This window comes from Paenibacillus sp. G34, from assembly GCF_056856875.1.
In genome coordinates, this window is record NZ_CM166469.1 from 1,381,038 (window position 1) to 1,398,523 (window position 17,486).

The 17,486-nt window shown below is 46.1% G+C and carries 13 protein-coding genes; 6 read left to right on the forward strand and 7 right to left on the reverse strand.

Annotation, left to right across the window (positions count from 1 at the left end; all coding sequences use genetic code 11):
• Positions 1–175 precede the first annotated feature (175 nt).
• The 3 genes from AC1VYS_RS06035 to AC1VYS_RS06045 all read right to left on the reverse strand — a co-directional run bounded on the left by AC1VYS_RS06035 (position 176) and on the right by AC1VYS_RS06045 (position 1,085).
• Entirely contained in the window at positions 176–373 is a 198-nt protein-coding gene (locus tag AC1VYS_RS06035; RefSeq protein WP_482913450.1) for a hypothetical protein, read from the reverse strand.
• Positions 374–413: 40 nt separating this feature from the next.
• A complete protein-coding gene (locus AC1VYS_RS06040) occupies positions 414–791 on the reverse strand; it encodes a hypothetical protein (RefSeq protein WP_482913451.1) in 378 nt (125 codons plus the stop codon).
• 132 nt (positions 792–923) lie between these two features.
• Positions 924–1,085, reverse strand: a complete 162-nt coding sequence (locus AC1VYS_RS06045; RefSeq protein WP_221819028.1) for a hypothetical protein — start codon at positions 1,083–1,085, stop codon at positions 924–926.
• A gap of 144 nt (positions 1,086–1,229) precedes the next feature.
• Here AC1VYS_RS06045 and AC1VYS_RS06050 point away from each other — a divergent pair, with 144 nt between their 5' ends.
• Both AC1VYS_RS06050 and AC1VYS_RS06055 read left to right on the forward strand, forming a co-directional pair.
• Entirely contained in the window at positions 1,230–1,511 is a 282-nt protein-coding gene (locus AC1VYS_RS06050; protein WP_482913452.1) for a hypothetical protein, read from the forward strand.
• A 152-nt stretch (positions 1,512–1,663) separates the two neighbouring features.
• Complete coding sequence (locus AC1VYS_RS06055; RefSeq protein ID WP_482913453.1) at positions 1,664–3,565, forward strand: ATP-binding protein; 1,902 nt, start codon at positions 1,664–1,666, stop codon at positions 3,563–3,565.
• 65 nt (positions 3,566–3,630) lie between these two features.
• Here the strand turns inward: AC1VYS_RS06055 and AC1VYS_RS06060 are convergent, their stop codons facing one another.
• The gene (locus AC1VYS_RS06060) at positions 3,631–3,888 is read right to left on the reverse strand and encodes an NHLP leader peptide family RiPP precursor (RefSeq protein ID WP_482934487.1); all 258 of its coding nucleotides are present in this window, start codon (positions 3,886–3,888) and stop codon (positions 3,631–3,633) included.
• A 17-nt stretch (positions 3,889–3,905) separates the two neighbouring features.
• The gene (locus AC1VYS_RS06065; protein ID WP_482913455.1) at positions 3,906–4,871 is read right to left on the reverse strand and encodes a hypothetical protein; all 966 of its coding nucleotides are present in this window, start codon (positions 4,869–4,871) and stop codon (positions 3,906–3,908) included.
• Positions 4,872–5,086: 215 nt separating this feature from the next.
• On the opposite strand from AC1VYS_RS06065, the gene AC1VYS_RS06070 reads away from it, so the two are divergent.
• Entirely contained in the window at positions 5,087–5,812 is a 726-nt protein-coding gene (locus tag AC1VYS_RS06070; protein ID WP_482913456.1) for a hypothetical protein, read from the forward strand.
• A gap of 189 nt (positions 5,813–6,001) precedes the next feature.
• Here the strand turns inward: AC1VYS_RS06070 and AC1VYS_RS06075 are convergent, their stop codons facing one another.
• Positions 6,002–7,201 (reverse strand): acyltransferase, encoded by a 1,200-nt coding sequence (locus AC1VYS_RS06075; RefSeq protein WP_482913457.1) that lies wholly within the window; start codon positions 7,199–7,201, stop codon positions 6,002–6,004.
• A 136-nt stretch (positions 7,202–7,337) separates the two neighbouring features.
• A complete protein-coding gene (locus AC1VYS_RS06080) occupies positions 7,338–8,339 on the reverse strand; it encodes an LCP family protein (RefSeq protein WP_482913458.1) in 1,002 nt (333 codons plus the stop codon).
• A gap of 388 nt (positions 8,340–8,727) precedes the next feature.
• Here AC1VYS_RS06080 and AC1VYS_RS06085 point away from each other — a divergent pair, with 388 nt between their 5' ends.
• The 3 genes from AC1VYS_RS06085 to AC1VYS_RS06095 all read left to right on the forward strand — a co-directional run bounded on the left by AC1VYS_RS06085 (position 8,728) and on the right by AC1VYS_RS06095 (position 17,108).
• The gene (locus tag AC1VYS_RS06085) at positions 8,728–10,431 is read left to right on the forward strand and encodes a methyl-accepting chemotaxis protein (RefSeq protein ID WP_482914923.1); all 1,704 of its coding nucleotides are present in this window, start codon (positions 8,728–8,730) and stop codon (positions 10,429–10,431) included.
• Between the two features lie 337 nt (positions 10,432–10,768).
• Positions 10,769–13,690: a glycoside hydrolase family 9 protein gene (locus AC1VYS_RS06090; protein WP_482913459.1), complete on the forward strand. Its 2,922-nt coding sequence runs from the start codon at positions 10,769–10,771 to the stop codon at positions 13,688–13,690.
• Positions 13,691–13,832: 142 nt separating this feature from the next.
• Positions 13,833–17,108 (forward strand): glycoside hydrolase family 48 protein, encoded by a 3,276-nt coding sequence (locus tag AC1VYS_RS06095; protein ID WP_482913460.1) that lies wholly within the window; start codon positions 13,833–13,835, stop codon positions 17,106–17,108.
• Positions 17,109–17,486: the final 378 nt, after the last annotated feature.

The window sequence follows — 17,486 nt, forward strand, 5'->3', positions numbered from 1 at the left end:
AGGAGATGGCGGAGATGTAGTTGTCATCTTCTTTTCTATAGAAACGAGGGCAAGCTTTGAAGTGGAAAAATAAAAGAAACCCCTACTTTGTGAGGTTTCTCCAGCATCAAATTCAGCGCAAAATTGCGCATACATATCGGTTCACTTGTCACAATGTTTTACATTAGATTACACTTCAAGATTTATCCGAAGAGGGTTTATCTGACGTATGATCTTCGGGAATGGCATGTTGGATTGCATCCCGCTGATCTTCGTCCTCCAGCGCACCTGGGAAAGAGTCTTCGGTGAAGAGTCCAAAATCAGGATCGATATCCCGCTCTGTAACAAGGTTATTCGTTTTTTCGCGTTGTTCTTTCTGATTATTATTGGTCATGTCAGCCCCTCCTAATGTCAGAATACGCCAATTCAAACGTTTAACGTGGCGGCAGGATATTCTGTTGTGGCTTAGCGTCAGCTCCAGCGCCGTTTAACAGATCTGTACCATGCAAGGCATCGGGATCAGGTGCGGCGGGGTCCACCGGGCTACCCGGTTGCACCAAATCTGCATCAGGGACAGATTCTAGTGGAGTTTCCGTCAAGCGGGATTCCAAACCTGCTTCATCTATATCAGATGAAGTAACGGGTGGCTGCTCCGAATCTTCCATTTCAATCTCAATACGGCGCCCAGAAACTTCATCAAAGGTATCCATGTCACCTTCCGGGACTTCAGTTTCAGGAGGGATATCACGGGACCTCTGGTAGCGGTCATAATAGCGTTCGCTTTCTACGTTGCTAATTGGTTTGTCAGACATGATCAGCACATCCTTCCGTACAAGTTTGTAGTACAAACAATTCTACATAGTAAACCCATCATTTCAGCGTTTCATTATCATACCGAGCATGATATTGTCCCCGTAAATAGATCAGGTTATGTCAGGAGTTCGTTAGAATTTCGGAAATACATACTTCACGAGGAAGTAGAGAAAACCAAAAAAGATAATGACATATGCGGCATATTTGATGAATGTAGAAGCGACCATACTTGAATCTGATTTGTGTTGTACATCCTTATGTTCAACTTCTACCGTACGATGAGGCTCATTCATTGTAATCATCTCCTTGTTAGTGAGTGTTTGCTTTGAGAAACCATTACACATGATCCGCAAGGTTGAATCGCCCAACCCGTTTTTACAGCTTTTCTTGTTTTGCCTATGTTATGATAAAGCTTGGATACATAAGGAGGGTGCCTCATGGACTGGTACACACTTGGTAATATGATTACGCGTATTCGGATCGGACAGAAAGCGTCTACGCCGGGATTTTCCCGCACCGTTATTCGTCGCCCTGATGGTTTATTTTGGGTTGGTGGTATCTGGTCCGGTCAGGTCGTTCAGCTACGTGATTTTTTGTTCACCGATATATGGACCATTTACGATGATGAAGATACGAAGCAATGGCTTGAGTTTCGAACGAAAGTGGAACAGAAGGAACGTGAGATGATCGAAAATCAGTATGAGGACTTACGAGATTAATGGGTCTTGTATAACAATAAAATGGAAAAAAGACTATAAATCTACTTATATGTGAATTTTGATTTTGTATAAGAAGGTGACATGATATACGGTGGCGAATGATATATGAGGGGATATGAAGAAGAGAAAATAAAAACTTTGAGGTGCTGTGAATGAGAAATGTACCCAAAGCGATCATCGTCTTGTGGATGACGGTCTGGATGATTCTGTGGTTGCCGCACGGACATGTACTTGCAGCACCAGAAGAGATTCGGCAGCCTGTATCCATAACAGGATGGGAAGTGAAATGGGGGAACGCGGGCGATCAAGGTTTCATCAGTGAGGCCATGGGTAAAGATGAGATTTGGGAGAAACAGAGCGCCGATCAGATGATGGACATTACGAAAGAACCATCCGGATCTTTGTGGTCACGCTTGACGATTCCCTATTTGCCTGATGGAAGTTCAGCGATTCGTTTCGAAAATATTAAAGGTACTCATATTGTAATTTATCTTGAAGATCGTAAAGTGTATGAGAATTACCATTATAATTACGACAATAATGCTGTTTTTTTACCGTTATCAGCTGATAATTCTGGAAATACACTCTATGTATGGGCACAAAATGAAAGAGGATGGGTGGGCATTCAAGGTGATGTCCAAGTCGGGCCATACTCCATGTTGCAGGAGAAGTATATCCATAATGGGTTAATTGATATCATTCTGGGTTCAACTTTTGTATTTACCTCGCTAATAATGCTGAGTTGCACATTCTTCCTGGGGCAGTTTCATAAAGGGTTATGGGTATCACTGTGTGTCGTGATGGGTTCCATCGGAACAATGGTGATCACTTACTCTCAATTCTTGTACACTTTCTCTCAAGTGTATGGTGACCTGTATTCAGTTATGTTTGATCTATCCATGATTCTCGGGATGCCGGCGCTTTGTTATTTCTTTGAACAAATTATTGGCCCAGGAGTATACGGAATATTTACCAAACTAAGAAAAATTCAATGGGCTTATTCCATAATAGCGGTGTTCTCATTGTTTATTTACGTTGTATCAGGTGGGCAATGGGATCTGTTGTACAGTCTGCTAGTACAGCATGTAGTTGGTATCGTATTGGTAATTTTACTGACCATCCTGCTGGTTGGCACCATAGCCAAAGCACTGCAGCGTAACCGTGAAGCAATCCTGTTAGCATCCGGTTTTGGTACGTTTTCTCTGATCAGTGTAGTCGAACTGTTATGGTATTATCAGCGTAATGGGGCGTACCATCTCTTGTGGTGGAAGTGGTCAATGGTGGCCTTTGTCATCTCGTTAATTGCTATTCTGGGAAGCCGTTTTGCGGAAAAGCATAACAAAGTACTGGAGTACTCCAAAGAGCTGGAGTTGTTCAACAATGAATTGCAGCGATCGGAGAAGATGGAGATCATTAGTGAGCTTGCCGCTTCGGTTGCTCATGAGGTGCGTAATCCACTTCAGGTGACGCGAGGATTTCTTCAGCTTATGACAGAGCAGGAGGATAACAAGAATAAAGGATATGTTCGTATTGCCTTGGAAGAACTCGACCGGGCTTCCGGCATTATTACAGATTTCCTGACCTTTGCAAAACCCGAATTCGATCACATTATTTCATTGAATATTTCGGAAGAATTCGATCACATCGAAGGTATACTTGTACCGATGGCTAATCTGGAGGGTGGAAAGATTACGACGGATATCCCGCCGAATATTTATATTCGTGGCAATTCTTCAAAGTTCAAACAGGCTTTTATCAACATTATTAAAAATAGTATTGAGGCATTTCAGGCTGGACAAGGCCAGATTGATATCTGGGCATACTCACAGGATGGAATAGTTAAGGTGCATGTCAGAGATAATGGCGAAGGGATGAGTGAGGAAGCCCTATCCCGATTAGGAGAACCGTATTTCTCCAATAAAATCAAAGGCACTGGGTTAGGTATGATGGTTACCTTCCGCATCGTGGAAGCGATGAATGGACAGATCAGTTTTAAAAGCACAAAAGGGGTAGGAACAGAAGCTGTTGTATCTTTTCCCGAGTTCGTTAAATGACGGACTCGGGAAGGATATCCAGTTTAATGTTCTACCCCTGATTTTTTAGTTTGGCAAGACTAAAACTATCTCCACGGTCCGCAATTGACGTCATAATTGACTTTGGAAGGGTTAGGTGGAATGACAAGAACATAATCATCTTGCTGCTCCTCGACTGTACGGATCTTGATATGATCAGGAATCGTAATACCAAACGCCTCGCGCAATGCTTGCTTAGGATTGGAATGTAGTTGTTGTCTGAAGTGCTCATCTGTCCAAGCTTTCTCAATAATATCCTCATGCAACGTTTTTTCTGACACCATCATCGTCAACATTCCCTTCATATTTAGATTAAACTGAATCAGCTTGTCCCTTTATTAGCAATTTCGGACTGTGATTCGCTGATCCAGTAGTGAAACCCACCTTGATAAAGTCCTTTTTTACGCAGTTCTATTTCCTGAATAGCTTGTACCAATGATTTGCACAGATAAGAATTCAGGGAAAAAAATTGTGGTAACGCGTCGTTAGAAGATGTGAGTATGTCGTTAAAGTGATGTGATATTCCTGCATAGCTGTTCATGAATTGTGAGTTAAATACATTGTGATGTATAGATTCATTAAGAGGGAGAGTCGGATATTTTTGCTGGAGTGCTGCGGATATGTGAGAGAGGTAGCTGTTGTAGTTTCCGTGTTCAGCATCTTGTTTCGTGTCTGTAAAGTCATCCGTCATCTGAAGAGTCATAAGTACGATATTCAATTCAGCACAGATCGAAGTTATTCGATCTGTTTGCCCCAGTAAAAGCAGGGAACCGATGGCCCCTAATTGTGACGGTGAAGCTTTTTGGGCGATAAGAAGTGGATTTTGCTGAAAGTAATCCACATGTAATTCGCCATTGACGCTTACTGCCCAGTCCTGAAGAACCTGTCTGAAATGGTTCCAAAAGGGAGATGAGGGTCCAAATAATGCACTATAGACTTGAAGAGCATCCATGTAACAGAGATTTCCCAAAGATAACTTCAGCACCGCATCCTCAGTTGGCTCATCCATGACATCATCCAGATTGAGAAAATACATCATGTGTAACAAACAAGCTGTACTAAGCTGATGAGCCTGATCTGGCGGGAGTCCATCTGTGTACTGCATCCATAAAGGAGTAATGTAACCGATGGAACTATGTTCCGAGCCTCTCCGGACGGGATTGAGCAAACGGAGTTGTTCAAGTGCGTGCTCCGCCAGGGAGTCAGGGTATTGCCGAAGCCTCTCCTCAACGGACTCAAACACCGCCTTCACGTCAAGCATATACGGATCTAGCCATTCTCGCTGCATGATATGAAAACGTCCCTCCTGCATTAGATTATGGAATATGCAGTAAGATCAAGAAGTTACATACAGTATAACTCAAATATTTTGAAAAAAATAGGTTTTTTTGTGATCATTTGAGAGAAATTTGATGACATTTTGGATTTTATAGCATAAAAAGTTGTAATTTGGGTTCAAACTAGGAAGGCAGAGGATATTGACATAGGAAAGGCGGATAAACAATGAGGATCAAATGGAAATCATGGCTGGCAGTCGGGGCAGCTGCTATTATTATCGCCGTTGCACCGGGCCACACTGCTTTAGCTGCTCCAGTGGAGCCGCAAGAGGGGAATCCGTCCGAATCGGCTGGAGGCAATAAAAAGCCTTGTATACAGGCGGGGCACGGGCTGTTTATGATCGGTGAAACCGCTGATCTGCTCGGGATTGGACTCCGTGATTTGAAGCAGGAGATGGAACGCGGCAAAACCTTGGCTCAGATTGCAAAGGAACGCAAAGGACTCAATGAGGAGCAGTTACTGCAAAAACTAAAACCGACGCTGTCAGAGCGTTTAGATCATGCAGTGAAAGAAGGCTGTCTCACCAAGGAACAGGCCGCAGCAACTAAAGCCAATATCGATGTGAAGTTGAAAAAGGTTGTGAACACACCGCTTACCGAATTGCGACGTGAATTCACACACCATGGGAAACATTCAATGGTCGATAAAGGGGCAATAGCGAAATATATCGGAATTACACCTGAACAATTGCAAGAACAATTGCATGCAGGCAAGTCTTTGGCTGAAATTGCGCAAGCTAAGGGGATCAGTGAGACGCAGCTGGTGAATCAGTTAAAGGATCAGTTAACAGGTGATTTGCAAAAATTTGTTCATCAAAAGCGGCAGAGCCATACTGTTCCTGCTCATCCGGGGCATGTTCCTGGGCGAACTACTTCAAACGAAGTGAGATAATCGCTTCACTGAACAAATGGACCAGCTTACGAAGCCAGAAGAGGAAGAATATCAAGAGCGTCCTCCGCAGGGAGAACGCTCTTTGTGTGTTACTGTGTGCACTAGAGATCTTAGAGTTCTAAGGGGATTAGACGTCAGTATCACTTGATAATAACAGCTAAATGCTGGGTCATCTCTATCGATTCGTTTTTAAAAAACTCGGCTCTTGGGTGCCGCTCTAAACGAATTAGACACCTGTGTCTTTCTGCGTATCAACCCAACCGTGAAGCGAGAGCCTGGCAGCTTGGATAATGCCCAGCTAATGCCAAGAGCAGTCATTACGGTGACAGCAAACGAGATGATCGTTACAGGCAGATGCCATCCGCTAAGATGTAACGGTCTGGTAACATATGCGATGGCATAAATGACCAAGGCGTGAACCAGATAACCACCGAAGGAATAGCGCCCAATCCAGGCGAGCAGACGCTGAAACCATAGGTTTTTACCATTCAGCAGAACAAGGAAGCCGTAGAACATCAGCATCTGAGCCATAATACTGATGAACGTGCTGGGTTTTAGGTAAGTTGAAATATTTAGGTTCATTGTATCTTCCGACCCGCGCAGCACATCGTATCCCATCCAGATATACATCATGATAAAAACGGCAATGGTGCAAGGTAGGGCTTTCACCGTCCAGTTCCTCCAGTTCTCCACCGTCCAGGCGCATACCGCCCCAAGTAAAAAGTAAAACCAATACATAACCCACGAGTATGAACGGTATTCCAGCAGGCTTGACCATGGCTCTGACAACACTTGTGTCCAGCTATACATATCGTAATATGACCATTTCATGAGCCCGATATAGAGTACGGCTGCAACGACTATGACCGCTAACATAACTTGTTTCTGAGTCAAACGCTTGAGTTGCTCCAGCCGCTTACGAACGGCGTGAGCTGCCGCGAGAAACAACGGAAAGAGAATATAGAACTGGAAGACCATCAGCACAAACCAGAGGTGATACCCCGTCTGGGGCATGAACAGTTCATCCATAAAGCTCCTTAGATCCGGCATACCGGAAGTCCAGAAAGCAGGAGTAAATACACGCACAGCTAACCAGTAGATGAGCGTCCATATGAAGAAAGGCATATAGATATCACCAAACCGCTTTCCGATAAAGCGGGGATAATCCGGTTTTGAATGGCGATGATGGTAGAATAACATCACACCCGATAAAAATACAAAGGTAGGTGTACCAAACCTGGTCAGATGATAAATCATCGTCAGCATGATAGAGTCGGGCTGCTCAATGTCCGGCCGATAGATGTATTCAGCAATGTTATGCTGCATAACGATGGCCAGAAAAGCTAACCCGCGAAGCTCGGTCCATTCGGCTATTTTCGGTTTTTTCATTTGCATTCCTCCCTTAGGTAGCCAGGGTCATCATATAAGACTAAACTCCAAACATTAACGCCGCATTAAATAGGCGAAAAAAGGAACTAAAAAAGGATGGCCTAGGCCATCCTTTTTGCTAGTTAATATACGATAGTTACTCGTTGGATTCACCAGATTGTGAGCTATCGGAAGGTGGGTTATCTTCTTTGAATAGCTTCTGAATATAAGCTTGAAGCTTGGGCACATTTACACCTAATACCTGGGCAGCTCCGGCCCGTTCGTTCGTCAGCAATTTATTCGGCGGAATCTGCTGTTGATCGATTTCGTTTACACGAATATCAAAACCTAGGGAAGCGAGCTTCAACATCTGGGTTGGACTCAGATCTGTTTTGATATAAGGGGCAATGGCTTCCAGCATATCAGGAATTTTAAAGAGCGAAGTGGTGCTCTGCATCTTCTTCGCAAGTTCGGTCATAAAAATACGCTGACGCTGTGTACGTGTGAAGTCGGAGGTCGCATCATGCCGGAAACGAACATACTGGAGGGCGGTCTTGCCATCCATATGCTGCAGCCCTTTTTTCAAATCAATATCATACATATGTTTATCAGCTTTACTTGTGTAGTACATGTCTTTCTCTACATCAATATCAATACCGTCCAGTGCGTCAACGAGAGCCATAAAGCCTGTAAAGTCCGTGTAGACATAGTGCTGAATGGGAATACCCAGCAGGTTACTGACCGTTTCTTTGGTTAGTTCGGCTCCCCCGAAGGAGTAGGCAGCGTTAAGGCGACTTTTTCCATGGCCTGGTATCTCAACGTAAGTGTCACGAAGCACGGAGAACAGATGAGCTTTTTTGGAAACGGGATCAATAGATGCAACCATCACCGAGTCTGAACGCCCAGCGTCATCCCCTCTGGAGTCACCTCCAAGCAGCAAAATATTGACTCTTTCCTGACCGTCCCACTTCGGAATGACCACTGAGGGGGTGTCGGAGTTTGGTGTGTTGTTTGAATCACTGCTCGAAGTGGACGAGGCACTGGAAGCAGTCGAGATGCTATTGGCAAAATGAACAATCGAATATCCGTAGTAGACAATGACTCCTGTTACAGCAAGTGCCAAGGTCAGGGCTGTCCCCCATAACCATTTTTTAAGCATAATCTTCACCTTTCTATGTATAAACTGATAGATACCCAAACTAGTTTAACAAAAAGAAAGCAAAATGTCCTCCTCAACTCCGAAAATGCTTAAAAATACGCCATTATTTTACGAATTGTTTGTTCGATGAGGGATTGGCACACATTGTGGAGATTTCGGGATTTTCATACCTTTCTAAACAGTAAACATCTCTGGAATACTCTCAATAAAGAATATTTTTATTTTTATATTCTCATTTCGTTGTTAAGTGAAATTTAATAAAATTCAGGTTGGGTATATTCACTCCAAGAACATGTGTGTCGATATATTATACAGATGTATTAGTTTATTGGGCTAAAGTTGGAGGAGTGGGAAGATGGGGAAAGTGCGGGGGAACGCATTGGGAAAAATGAAATTTACGATTCGTGGCAAGTTATTGGCTGGCTTTTCGATTGTTTTGGCTTTACTGATCTTTGTTAGCGTGTACACGTTGACACAAGTGTTTGCAATGGCCGACAAATCCAGACAGATCGACCAGAGTGCTATGCCAAGCATAAGTTTGCTCGGAATCATGAATGGTGATGTGTCGGATGTCGAAAGACTGGCACTAGGCATCATTGTAGAACAGAATCCGAGTGAGACGGAGAAAATGAACGAAGCGTTGAAAGTGTTGCTTGCCAAGATTGAGGATGAGCGCAAACAATTGTTTAACTTCATTAAGGGTGATCCTCAAGCAGAGCAGCTGTACGAACAATTTTCTACGAATTACGATACTTATTTGCAGAAAATGCCGGAGTTTATCGACTATGGTCTCAAAAATGACTATACTACGGCTAGCACGCTACATACAGCAGCCTATCCAATGTGGTATACAGCCAATGATCGGATTACTCAGTTAATCAATCTTGGGAACAGCAGTGCGAAAGAAATTGCTGCCGGATCTGTCAAGCTTGCCGAGAATGCATTTACAATCATTTTAGCTGTAGCGATCGTTGCAACCATTCTATCTTTATTCATTGCACTCTTCATCGCGAGTATGATCTCTCGTCCGGTTAAAAAGATGAGTGAAGCTGCAGCTGCGATTGCTGACGGTGATCTGACAGGCGAGGCAATTACATTGAAGAACAGAGACGAGCTGGGTGTTCTGGCAGCCTCCTTCAATACAATGAGTCAAAATCTGCGTTCGATGATTCAATCCGTATCGGAAACATCGGAGCAAGTTGCGGCTTCATCGGAAGAGCTTCTCGCAAGTGCAGAGCAAAACGCGAAAGCTTCGGAGCAAATCACCGAAACGGTGGAAGAATTGTCTGTAGGAACATCCAATCAGGTTGATATCGTGAAGCGTTCTTCGCAGGCAATGAATGAGATGGCATTAGGCTCCGAACAGATTGCTGAACTGGCTCAAAGTGTATCTGTATCTGCTGTGGATGCAGCGAATCAGTCGTCAGAAGGCAACAAGATTATTCAGCAAGCGGTGGATCAGATGGGTTCGGTTCGTAACTCCATTGCATCCTTAAGAGAACTGGTTACAGGACTCGGAGAACGTTCTGCCGAGATTGGCACGATTACTGAAGTAATCAACAACATTGCCCGGCAAACCAATTTGCTTGCCCTGAATGCTGCAATTGAAGCTGCACGTGCAGGGGAGCATGGCAGAGGTTTTGCTGTGGTTGCGGGAGAGGTGCGCAAACTGGCAGAAGAATCTTCAGCTTCAGCACAACAGATCACAGAGATTGTACAACTGATTCAGCAGGATACGAATCATGCTGTAGAGGCTGTAAAAGTAAACAGCAATGAAACGGAAGCCGGCATTGAGCTGGTTGCTGCAGCTGGACAGGCATTTGAACAGATTTCGGATGCTGCCAACAAGGTCGCTGGTGAAATTCAAGAAGTATCCGCCGGTTCTGAGGAGATGTCAGCTAGCACAAATGAGGTTGTAAGTTACGTAGGTCAAATCTCCAATATTGCTTCGGAAGCTGCGGGTTCTGTACACAACGTATCTGCTGCAACCGAAGAGCAATTGGCTTCCATGGAAGAGATTGCTTCCTCTGCCGGTTTGTTATCCAAGATGGCAGAAGAATTGCAGGGACAAGTAAACAAATTTAAAGTATAGATTTCAAAAATAGAGAACGAAGGAGCTGTTTCTCCCCGTGAATATCCGGGGCAGAAACAGCTTTTTTGTCATATCACGCCGATCAGGTCACAACAATGTTATTCCAGAAGTCACCAATGTTGATATTTCAAGTCAAACAAACGACTATAATGGTAATTAATGGTGGAAATTACATCGAGTTACCACCATAGAGAGGAGCGAGGTCACTCAGAAATTGTGGAAGCATTCATCTGGAACTTTCGAGAAAAGGAGATGAACAGGATTTATGAAAGGGCGCTGGTGGAGACGCGTTGCTATGGTGACGCTATCGGCAGGACTTCTCGCAGGGAGCTTTTCTATGAATACAGGATTACGTCAGGCGGATGCGGCCGCCGGAGATCATAATTATGCTGAAGCACTTCAAAAGGCTATTTATTTCTACGAGGCGCAGCGATCTGGCCCGTTACCTGCCAATAATCGAGTTGAATGGCGCGGTGACTCGGGAATGCAAGATGGGGCTGATGTCGGCGTTGATCTGACCGGTGGATGGTATGATGCTGGAGATCATGTGAAATTTGGTTTTCCAATGGCCGCTTCTGCAACGATGCTGGCCTGGTCAGTGGTGGAATACAGCGAAGGCTATGAGCAAGCTGGACAGCTGGAGGAAATCAAGGACAATATTCGGTGGGCAACCGACTATTTTATGAAAGCGCATACGAAGCCAAACGAATTATGGGGACAAGTCGGAGGGGGGAACATCGATCATGCCTGGTGGGGACCGGCAGAGGTGATGCAGATGAACCGTCCTTCGTTCAAGATCGATGCTTCCTGTCCGGGAAGTGATCTTGCGGCTGAAACGGCTGCTGCACTGGCTGCTTCTTCCATCGTATTTGCAGATGATGACCCGGCATATTCCGCGAAGATGCTCCAGCATGCGAAAGAACTGTACAACTTTGCAGATACATATCGGGGGAAATACACCGATTGTATTACTGATGCTGCGGCGTTTTATAACTCGTGGACAGGGTATGAAGATGAGCTTGCATGGGGCGGAGCATGGCTATATTTAGCCACAAATGATAACGCTTACTTGTCCAAGGCGCTTGCAGCTGCAGATCGGTGGTCTACAAGCGGCGGTTCCGCGAACTGGCCTTATACCTGGACACAGGGCTGGGATAGTAAACATTACGGTGCCCAGATTCTGCTTGCCCGGATTACCTCCAGTTTGAATATGCCTGAGGCAACAAAGTTCATCCAATCAACCGAGCGAAATCTCGATTACTGGACTGTGGGTACGAATGGAGGGCGTGTGACTTACACCCCGGGCGGATTGGCCTGGCTGGATCAGTGGGGTTCACTCCGATATACGGCGAACGCAGCATTCATTGCATTCGTGTACTCCGATTGGGTTAGTGACCCTGTGAAAAAATCCAGATATCAAAATTTTGCGACTTCACAGATGAATTACATTTTAGGAGATAATCCTCGTCAGAGCAGCTATGTTGTGGGATATGGAAAAAATCCGCCACAGCATCCGCATCATCGTACGGCCCATAGCTCATGGATGAACAACGAAGATATTCCAGCGAATCACCGTCATATTTTATACGGCGCTATGGTGGGAGGACCAAATGCATCAGATCAATATACGGATGATATCTCAGATTATGTGAGCAACGAGGTGGCAACGGATTACAATGCGGGCTTTACGGGTGCACTCGCCAAGATGAATCTGCTGTATGGACAGAATCATCAGCCACTTGCCAATTTCCCTGCTCCTGAAGTCAAGGGTGACGAGTATTTTGTAGAAGCTGCTGTTCGGTCATCAGGTTCCAATTATACGGAAATCCGTGCATTGCTTAATAACCGTTCAGGTTGGCCTGCACGGATGGGAGATCAGCTTTCCTTCAAATATTTCCTGGATTTGAGTGAAGTGTATGCTGCGGGACGCACCGTATCCGATGTTCAAGTCACAGTATCCTCTACTGAAGGTGCAACTGTATCCCAGCCTGTCGTGGTCGATGCCGCCAAACGGATCTATGCGATTACGGCAAACTTCAGCAATACCAAAATCTATCCTGGCGGGGAGGGGAATTATCGCAAGGAAGTTCAGTTCAGGATTACCGGACCGCAAGGGGCATGGAATCCGGCGAATGATCCTTCCTACCAGAATCTGACGACAGGTACTCCGGTAAAAAGTGTACACATTCCCGTCTATGACGGTGGAGTGAAGGTATATGGACAGGAGCCGGGTGTTACACCGGTGACCATCCCAGCTGCACCTTCGGGTGTGCAAGCTGCACCGGGCGATAATCAGATGACGCTGAGCTGGGCTGCCTCTGCCGGAGCTGTATCGTATACAGTAAAACGTGCCGAGGTTAGTGGAGGGCCGTACACAACCGTTGCAACGGGTGTCAGCGGTTTGACTTATACCAATACGGGATTGACGAATGGCCAAACGTATTATTACGTGGTGACCGCTGTCAATGCAGCCGGGGAATCACCAGCTTCTGTTCAAGTATTAGGGACACCGCAGGCAGTTTCAACTGTGCCAGGGGCGCTTACCTTAAGTGGAACCGCTGGCAATAATCAAAATGTCCTGTCATGGACAGCAGCATCAGGGGCTATGAGCTATAAGGTGCAACGCGCTGCTCCAAGTGGCACGTTTGCGGATGTAGCCACTGGTTTGACGGTATTAACTTACACCGACACGACAGCTCTTAATGATACTTCTTACAGTTACCAGGTGGTTGCTGTGAACGCAAGTGGGCAAACGTTATCTAACGTGGTTGTGTTGACACCTTCAGGTCCACCTGTTTCGACAGGTACGCTTGAAGTGCAATATCGAAGCGGAGGAACCGGGAATTCCAGTAATGCGGTAACTCCTCAGTTTAATGTGAAGAACACAGGCACACAGCCTATCGATCTGAGCACGGTGAAAATCCGGTACTACTTTACCAAAGATGGCACAGAGGATCTGACTTTCTGGTGTGATTACGCCGTGGTGGGTACAGCGAATGTGCAAGGAAAGTTTGTGAACGTGAACCCGGCCAAAGGAACGGCGGACACGTATTTGGAGATCAGTTTTACCTCCGGAGCGGGAAGTTTGGCAGCCGGAGCAGAAACGGGCGTGATTCAGGGGCGTTTTTCAAAAAACAACTGGAGTAATTTCGATCAGAGCAATGACTACTCCTATGACGGTTCCAAGACTGCTTTTGCTGCATGGAACAAAGTGACCGCGTATCAAGGCAGTACCCAGGTATGGGGTCTGGAACCGTAAATGAATGAGTTTTGACTGACAAAAGGCAAGGGTGGTAGCTAGGTAAATAAGTTAAGCCATCAGTCTTAGCGGCTAAAGAACAGCATGGTCAGACCAGCAGCATTGATATTAAATTTCCACTATTCCAGGGAGGTATATATTCATGTTGAAAACAGCTGCAAAAAAGAGTTTAACTGCCATGCTGGCAGGAACCGTCATGCTGACGGGATACACGGGACTCTGGGCTGGCCCTCAAACGGCACATGCTGCCGATCAGGCGATTGAGATTCAGGCCGATGGAGTGAATGAAGCACGCTTTCTACAATTATATGGTCAATTGAAAGATCCTGCGAACGGATATTTTTCTCCAGAAGGCATTCCCTATCATTCCATTGAAACGTTGCTGAGTGAAGCTCCGGATTATGGCCATATGTCTACATCGGAGGCGTACAGTTACTGGTTATGGCTGGAGACGATGTACGGTCACTACACGGGAGATTGGAGCAAACTGGAAGCGGCCTGGGATAACATGGAGAAGTACATTATTCCGGTGAATGAAGGGGACGGCAAGGAAGAGCAGCCGACAATGAGCTTCTATAATCCGAACAGTCCTGCGACGTATGCGGGGGAAAAGCCATTTCCTGACCAGTATCCGTCTAACCTCAATGGCCAATATGCGGCAGGAAAAGACCCATTGGATGCTGAGCTTAAGGCAACCTACGGGAATAATCAGACGTATCTGATGCACTGGCTGATCGACGTGGATGACTGGTATGGATACGGAAATCTGCTGAATCCCTCCCATACGACAACGTATGTGAATACGTTCCAGCGTGGGGAGCAGGAGTCCGTGTGGGAGGCTGTTCCTCATCCATCCCAGGATGATAAATCATTCGGTAAAGCAGGCGAAGGTTTCATGAGTCTCTTTACGAAGGAAAATCAGGCTCCATCGGCACAGTGGCGGTATACAAATGCAACGGACGCGGATGCGCGTGCGGTACAGGTATTGTATTGGGCGAAAGAAATGGGCTACAACAACACGGAGTATCTCGATAAAGCGAAGAAGATGGGTGACTATCTGCGGTATGGTATGTATGATAAGTATTTCCAGAAGGTTGGAAGTGCAAAGAACGGTACACCAACGCCGGGTACAGGTAAAGACTCCAACATGTATCTTATGGCGTGGTATACGTCATGGGGCGGTGGATTGGGTCAAGGCGGAGACTGGGCATGGCGCATTGGGGCAAGTCACACGCACCAGGCCTATCAAAACCCGGTTGCAGCGTATGCCCTGTCTGATCCGGCAGGCGGCTTGATTCCAGAATCCCCTACAGCCAAAGCGGACTGGAATGCGACGTTAAAACGTCAGCTCGAATTCTATACTTGGCTGCAATCCCATGAAGGAGCAATCGGCGGCGGGGCAACGAACAGCATCGGTGGTTCATATGCGGCTTATCCGGCAGGTGTGAGCACGTTCTATGACATGGCTTATCAGGAAGCACCAGTATATCGTGACCCGGATTCCAACACATGGTTCGGATTCCAGGCATGGCCGCTGGAGCGTGTGGCGGAGATGTATTACATTTTGGCAGAGAGCGGTGACTTGACCTCTGAGAACTTCAAAATGGCTAAACAGGTCATTACAAAATGGGTGGACTGGACCAAAGATTATGTGTTTGCTGGTGAGCGCCCTGTAACGGATGCTCAAGGCTACTATTTGAATGCTGCAGGACAGCGTATTCTCGGTGGAAAAAATGTTCAGGTAGCAACCACTCCGGCTCCAGGCGAGTTCTGGATTCCAGGTGGTCAGGAATGGCAAGGACAGCCGGATAAATGGAATGGATTCAGCACCTATACGAATAATCCAAACTTCCATGCGATTACTAAAGATCCAGTACAGGATACAGGGGTACTGGGAAGTTATATCAAAGCATTGACGTTCTTCGCAGCTGGAACTGAGGCAGAGAACGGTACGCTCAGTGTGAAAGGTCAGGAAGCCAAAGACTTGGCTCAGACGTTGCTCGATACAGCTTGGGATTACAATGATGGTGTAGGTATCGTTACAGAGGAAGAGCGTAAAGATTACTTCCGTTACTTCGCGAAAGAGATCTATCTCCCGGCGAACTGGACGGGTACGTTCGGTCAAGGTAATACGATTCCAGGCACCGCAGGTATACCTTCCGATCCGGCAAAAGGCGGGAATGGCGTGTACATCGGATACTCCGATCTGCGTCCTGCAATCAAACAAGATCCGGCTTGGGCTTATCTGGATAACAAGTACAAAACATCTTACAATCCAACGACGAAGCAGTGGGAAAATGGTGCACCGACCTTTACGTACCACCGTTTCTGGTCACAGGTTGATATGGCTACCGCTTATGGAGAGTTCGACCGTCTTCTTGGTGACAGCGAAACACCAGGCGTGGAAGCACCTGCCGCTCCTGCAGGCGTAACAGCTGCAGGAGGTGACAAACAAGTGGTTCTGAACTGGAATGCTGCAGCGAGAGCAACTTCCTATACCGTAAAACGTGCCGAAGTGAACGGTGGCCCGTATACTTCTGTAGCAACTGGCGTTAGTGGTTCTACGTTTACAGACACCGGACTGACGAATGGAAAAGCATACTATTATGTCATTACCGCTGTAAATAGTGCTGGTGAGTCCGCGCCATCTGCGCAGGTTACGGCAACACCGCAGGCCGGAGTAGCTATACCAGGAGCCTTTACTCTGAGTGGAACAGCCGGGGATGCAACGGCTATGCTGAACTGGACGGCTTCAACCGGAGCGGCAACCTATAACGTGCAGCGTTCGACGGGTACGGGTTCTTATGCCGATCTCGCGACTGGTTTGACGGCACTGACCTATACCGATGCAACAGCAGTGAATGGCACGGCTTATAACTACAGAGTGGTTGCCATCAATGCTGATGGACAGACGAATTCAAATGTGATTGTGCTGACACCAATGGCTGCACCAATTTCAACCGGAGCACTTGAAGTGCAGTATCGTAATGGAGGCTCGGGTGCCTCAGGCAACTCTCTTACACCTCAGTTCAATGTGAAGAATACAGGCACGACAGCAATCGATCTGAGCAAAGTAAAGCTTCGTTATTACTTTACGAAAGACAGTGCCGCTGATCTGAGCTTCTGGTGTGACTATGCGCAGGTTGGCAGTGCCAATGTGCAGGGTAAATTTGTAGCTGTGGAGCCGGCAAAAGGTACCGCAGATACGTATCTGGAGATCAGCTTTACAGCTGGAGCAGGTAGCCTTGCGGCAGGGGCTGAGACAGGAATCATTCAGACACGTTCCTCCAAAAACAATTGGACGAATTTTGATCAATCGAACGATTACTCCTTTGATGCTACCCAAACGGCATTCGGTGCCTGGACGAAAGTGACAGCGTATCAGGATGGCGTGAAGGTATGGGGAATGGAGCCATAATTGAATCAGCATGCGGAGCTTGAAATGAAGGGGACGGGTTAGTTTCAGGAATTGGGGCCGGGAACGGAACGCCTGATCTTTTATTCAAACCTGCTATTGATTATATTTCCAATGAAAAGCCGGGGCGGAATCCCCGGTTTTTTCTCTTGTGTAGATATTTAAATCCATATATTTTCATTTGTGAAAGAGGGATTCCAGATTGAAGCGGAATGAAACGTAGTAATGTTTTCCAATTGGTTGAGATGAAATATTAAAATCTAGTGCATAGGTTGCATGCGCGTGTAGCAAAGGTCTGCCTGACCAAAACGTGGAAATCTAAGGTGTATCAATTAGTTACAAAAAATTAACCGTTCATTCCGTGTAGGGTATGCTCTATTT

Bases quoted from the DNA above. Each gene is read 5' to 3' on its own strand.
- AC1VYS_RS06035 (WP_482913450.1), bottom strand. From the start codon at position 373: ATGACCAATAATAATCAGAAAGAACAACGCGAAAAAACGAATAACCTT.
- AC1VYS_RS06040 (WP_482913451.1), bottom strand. From the start codon at position 791: ATGTCTGACAAACCAATTAGCAACGTAGAAAGCGAACGCTATTATGAC.
- AC1VYS_RS06045 (WP_221819028.1), bottom strand. From the start codon at position 1,085: ATGAATGAGCCTCATCGTACGGTAGAAGTTGAACATAAGGATGTACAA.
- AC1VYS_RS06050 (WP_482913452.1), top strand. From the start codon at position 1,230: ATGGACTGGTACACACTTGGTAATATGATTACGCGTATTCGGATCGGA.
- AC1VYS_RS06055 (WP_482913453.1), top strand. From the start codon at position 1,664: ATGAGAAATGTACCCAAAGCGATCATCGTCTTGTGGATGACGGTCTGG.
- AC1VYS_RS06060 (WP_482934487.1), bottom strand. From the start codon at position 3,888: ATGAAGGGAATGTTGACGATGATGGTGTCAGAAAAAACGTTGCATGAG.
- AC1VYS_RS06065 (WP_482913455.1), bottom strand. From the start codon at position 4,871: ATGCAGCGAGAATGGCTAGATCCGTATATGCTTGACGTGAAGGCGGTG.
- AC1VYS_RS06070 (WP_482913456.1), top strand. From the start codon at position 5,087: ATGAGGATCAAATGGAAATCATGGCTGGCAGTCGGGGCAGCTGCTATT.
- AC1VYS_RS06075 (WP_482913457.1), bottom strand. From the start codon at position 7,201: ATGAAAAAACCGAAAATAGCCGAATGGACCGAGCTTCGCGGGTTAGCT.
- AC1VYS_RS06080 (WP_482913458.1), bottom strand. From the start codon at position 8,339: ATGCTTAAAAAATGGTTATGGGGGACAGCCCTGACCTTGGCACTTGCT.
- AC1VYS_RS06085 (WP_482914923.1), top strand. From the start codon at position 8,728: ATGAAATTTACGATTCGTGGCAAGTTATTGGCTGGCTTTTCGATTGTT.
- AC1VYS_RS06090 (WP_482913459.1), top strand. From the start codon at position 10,769: ATGAATACAGGATTACGTCAGGCGGATGCGGCCGCCGGAGATCATAAT.
- AC1VYS_RS06095 (WP_482913460.1), top strand. From the start codon at position 13,833: ATGTTGAAAACAGCTGCAAAAAAGAGTTTAACTGCCATGCTGGCAGGA.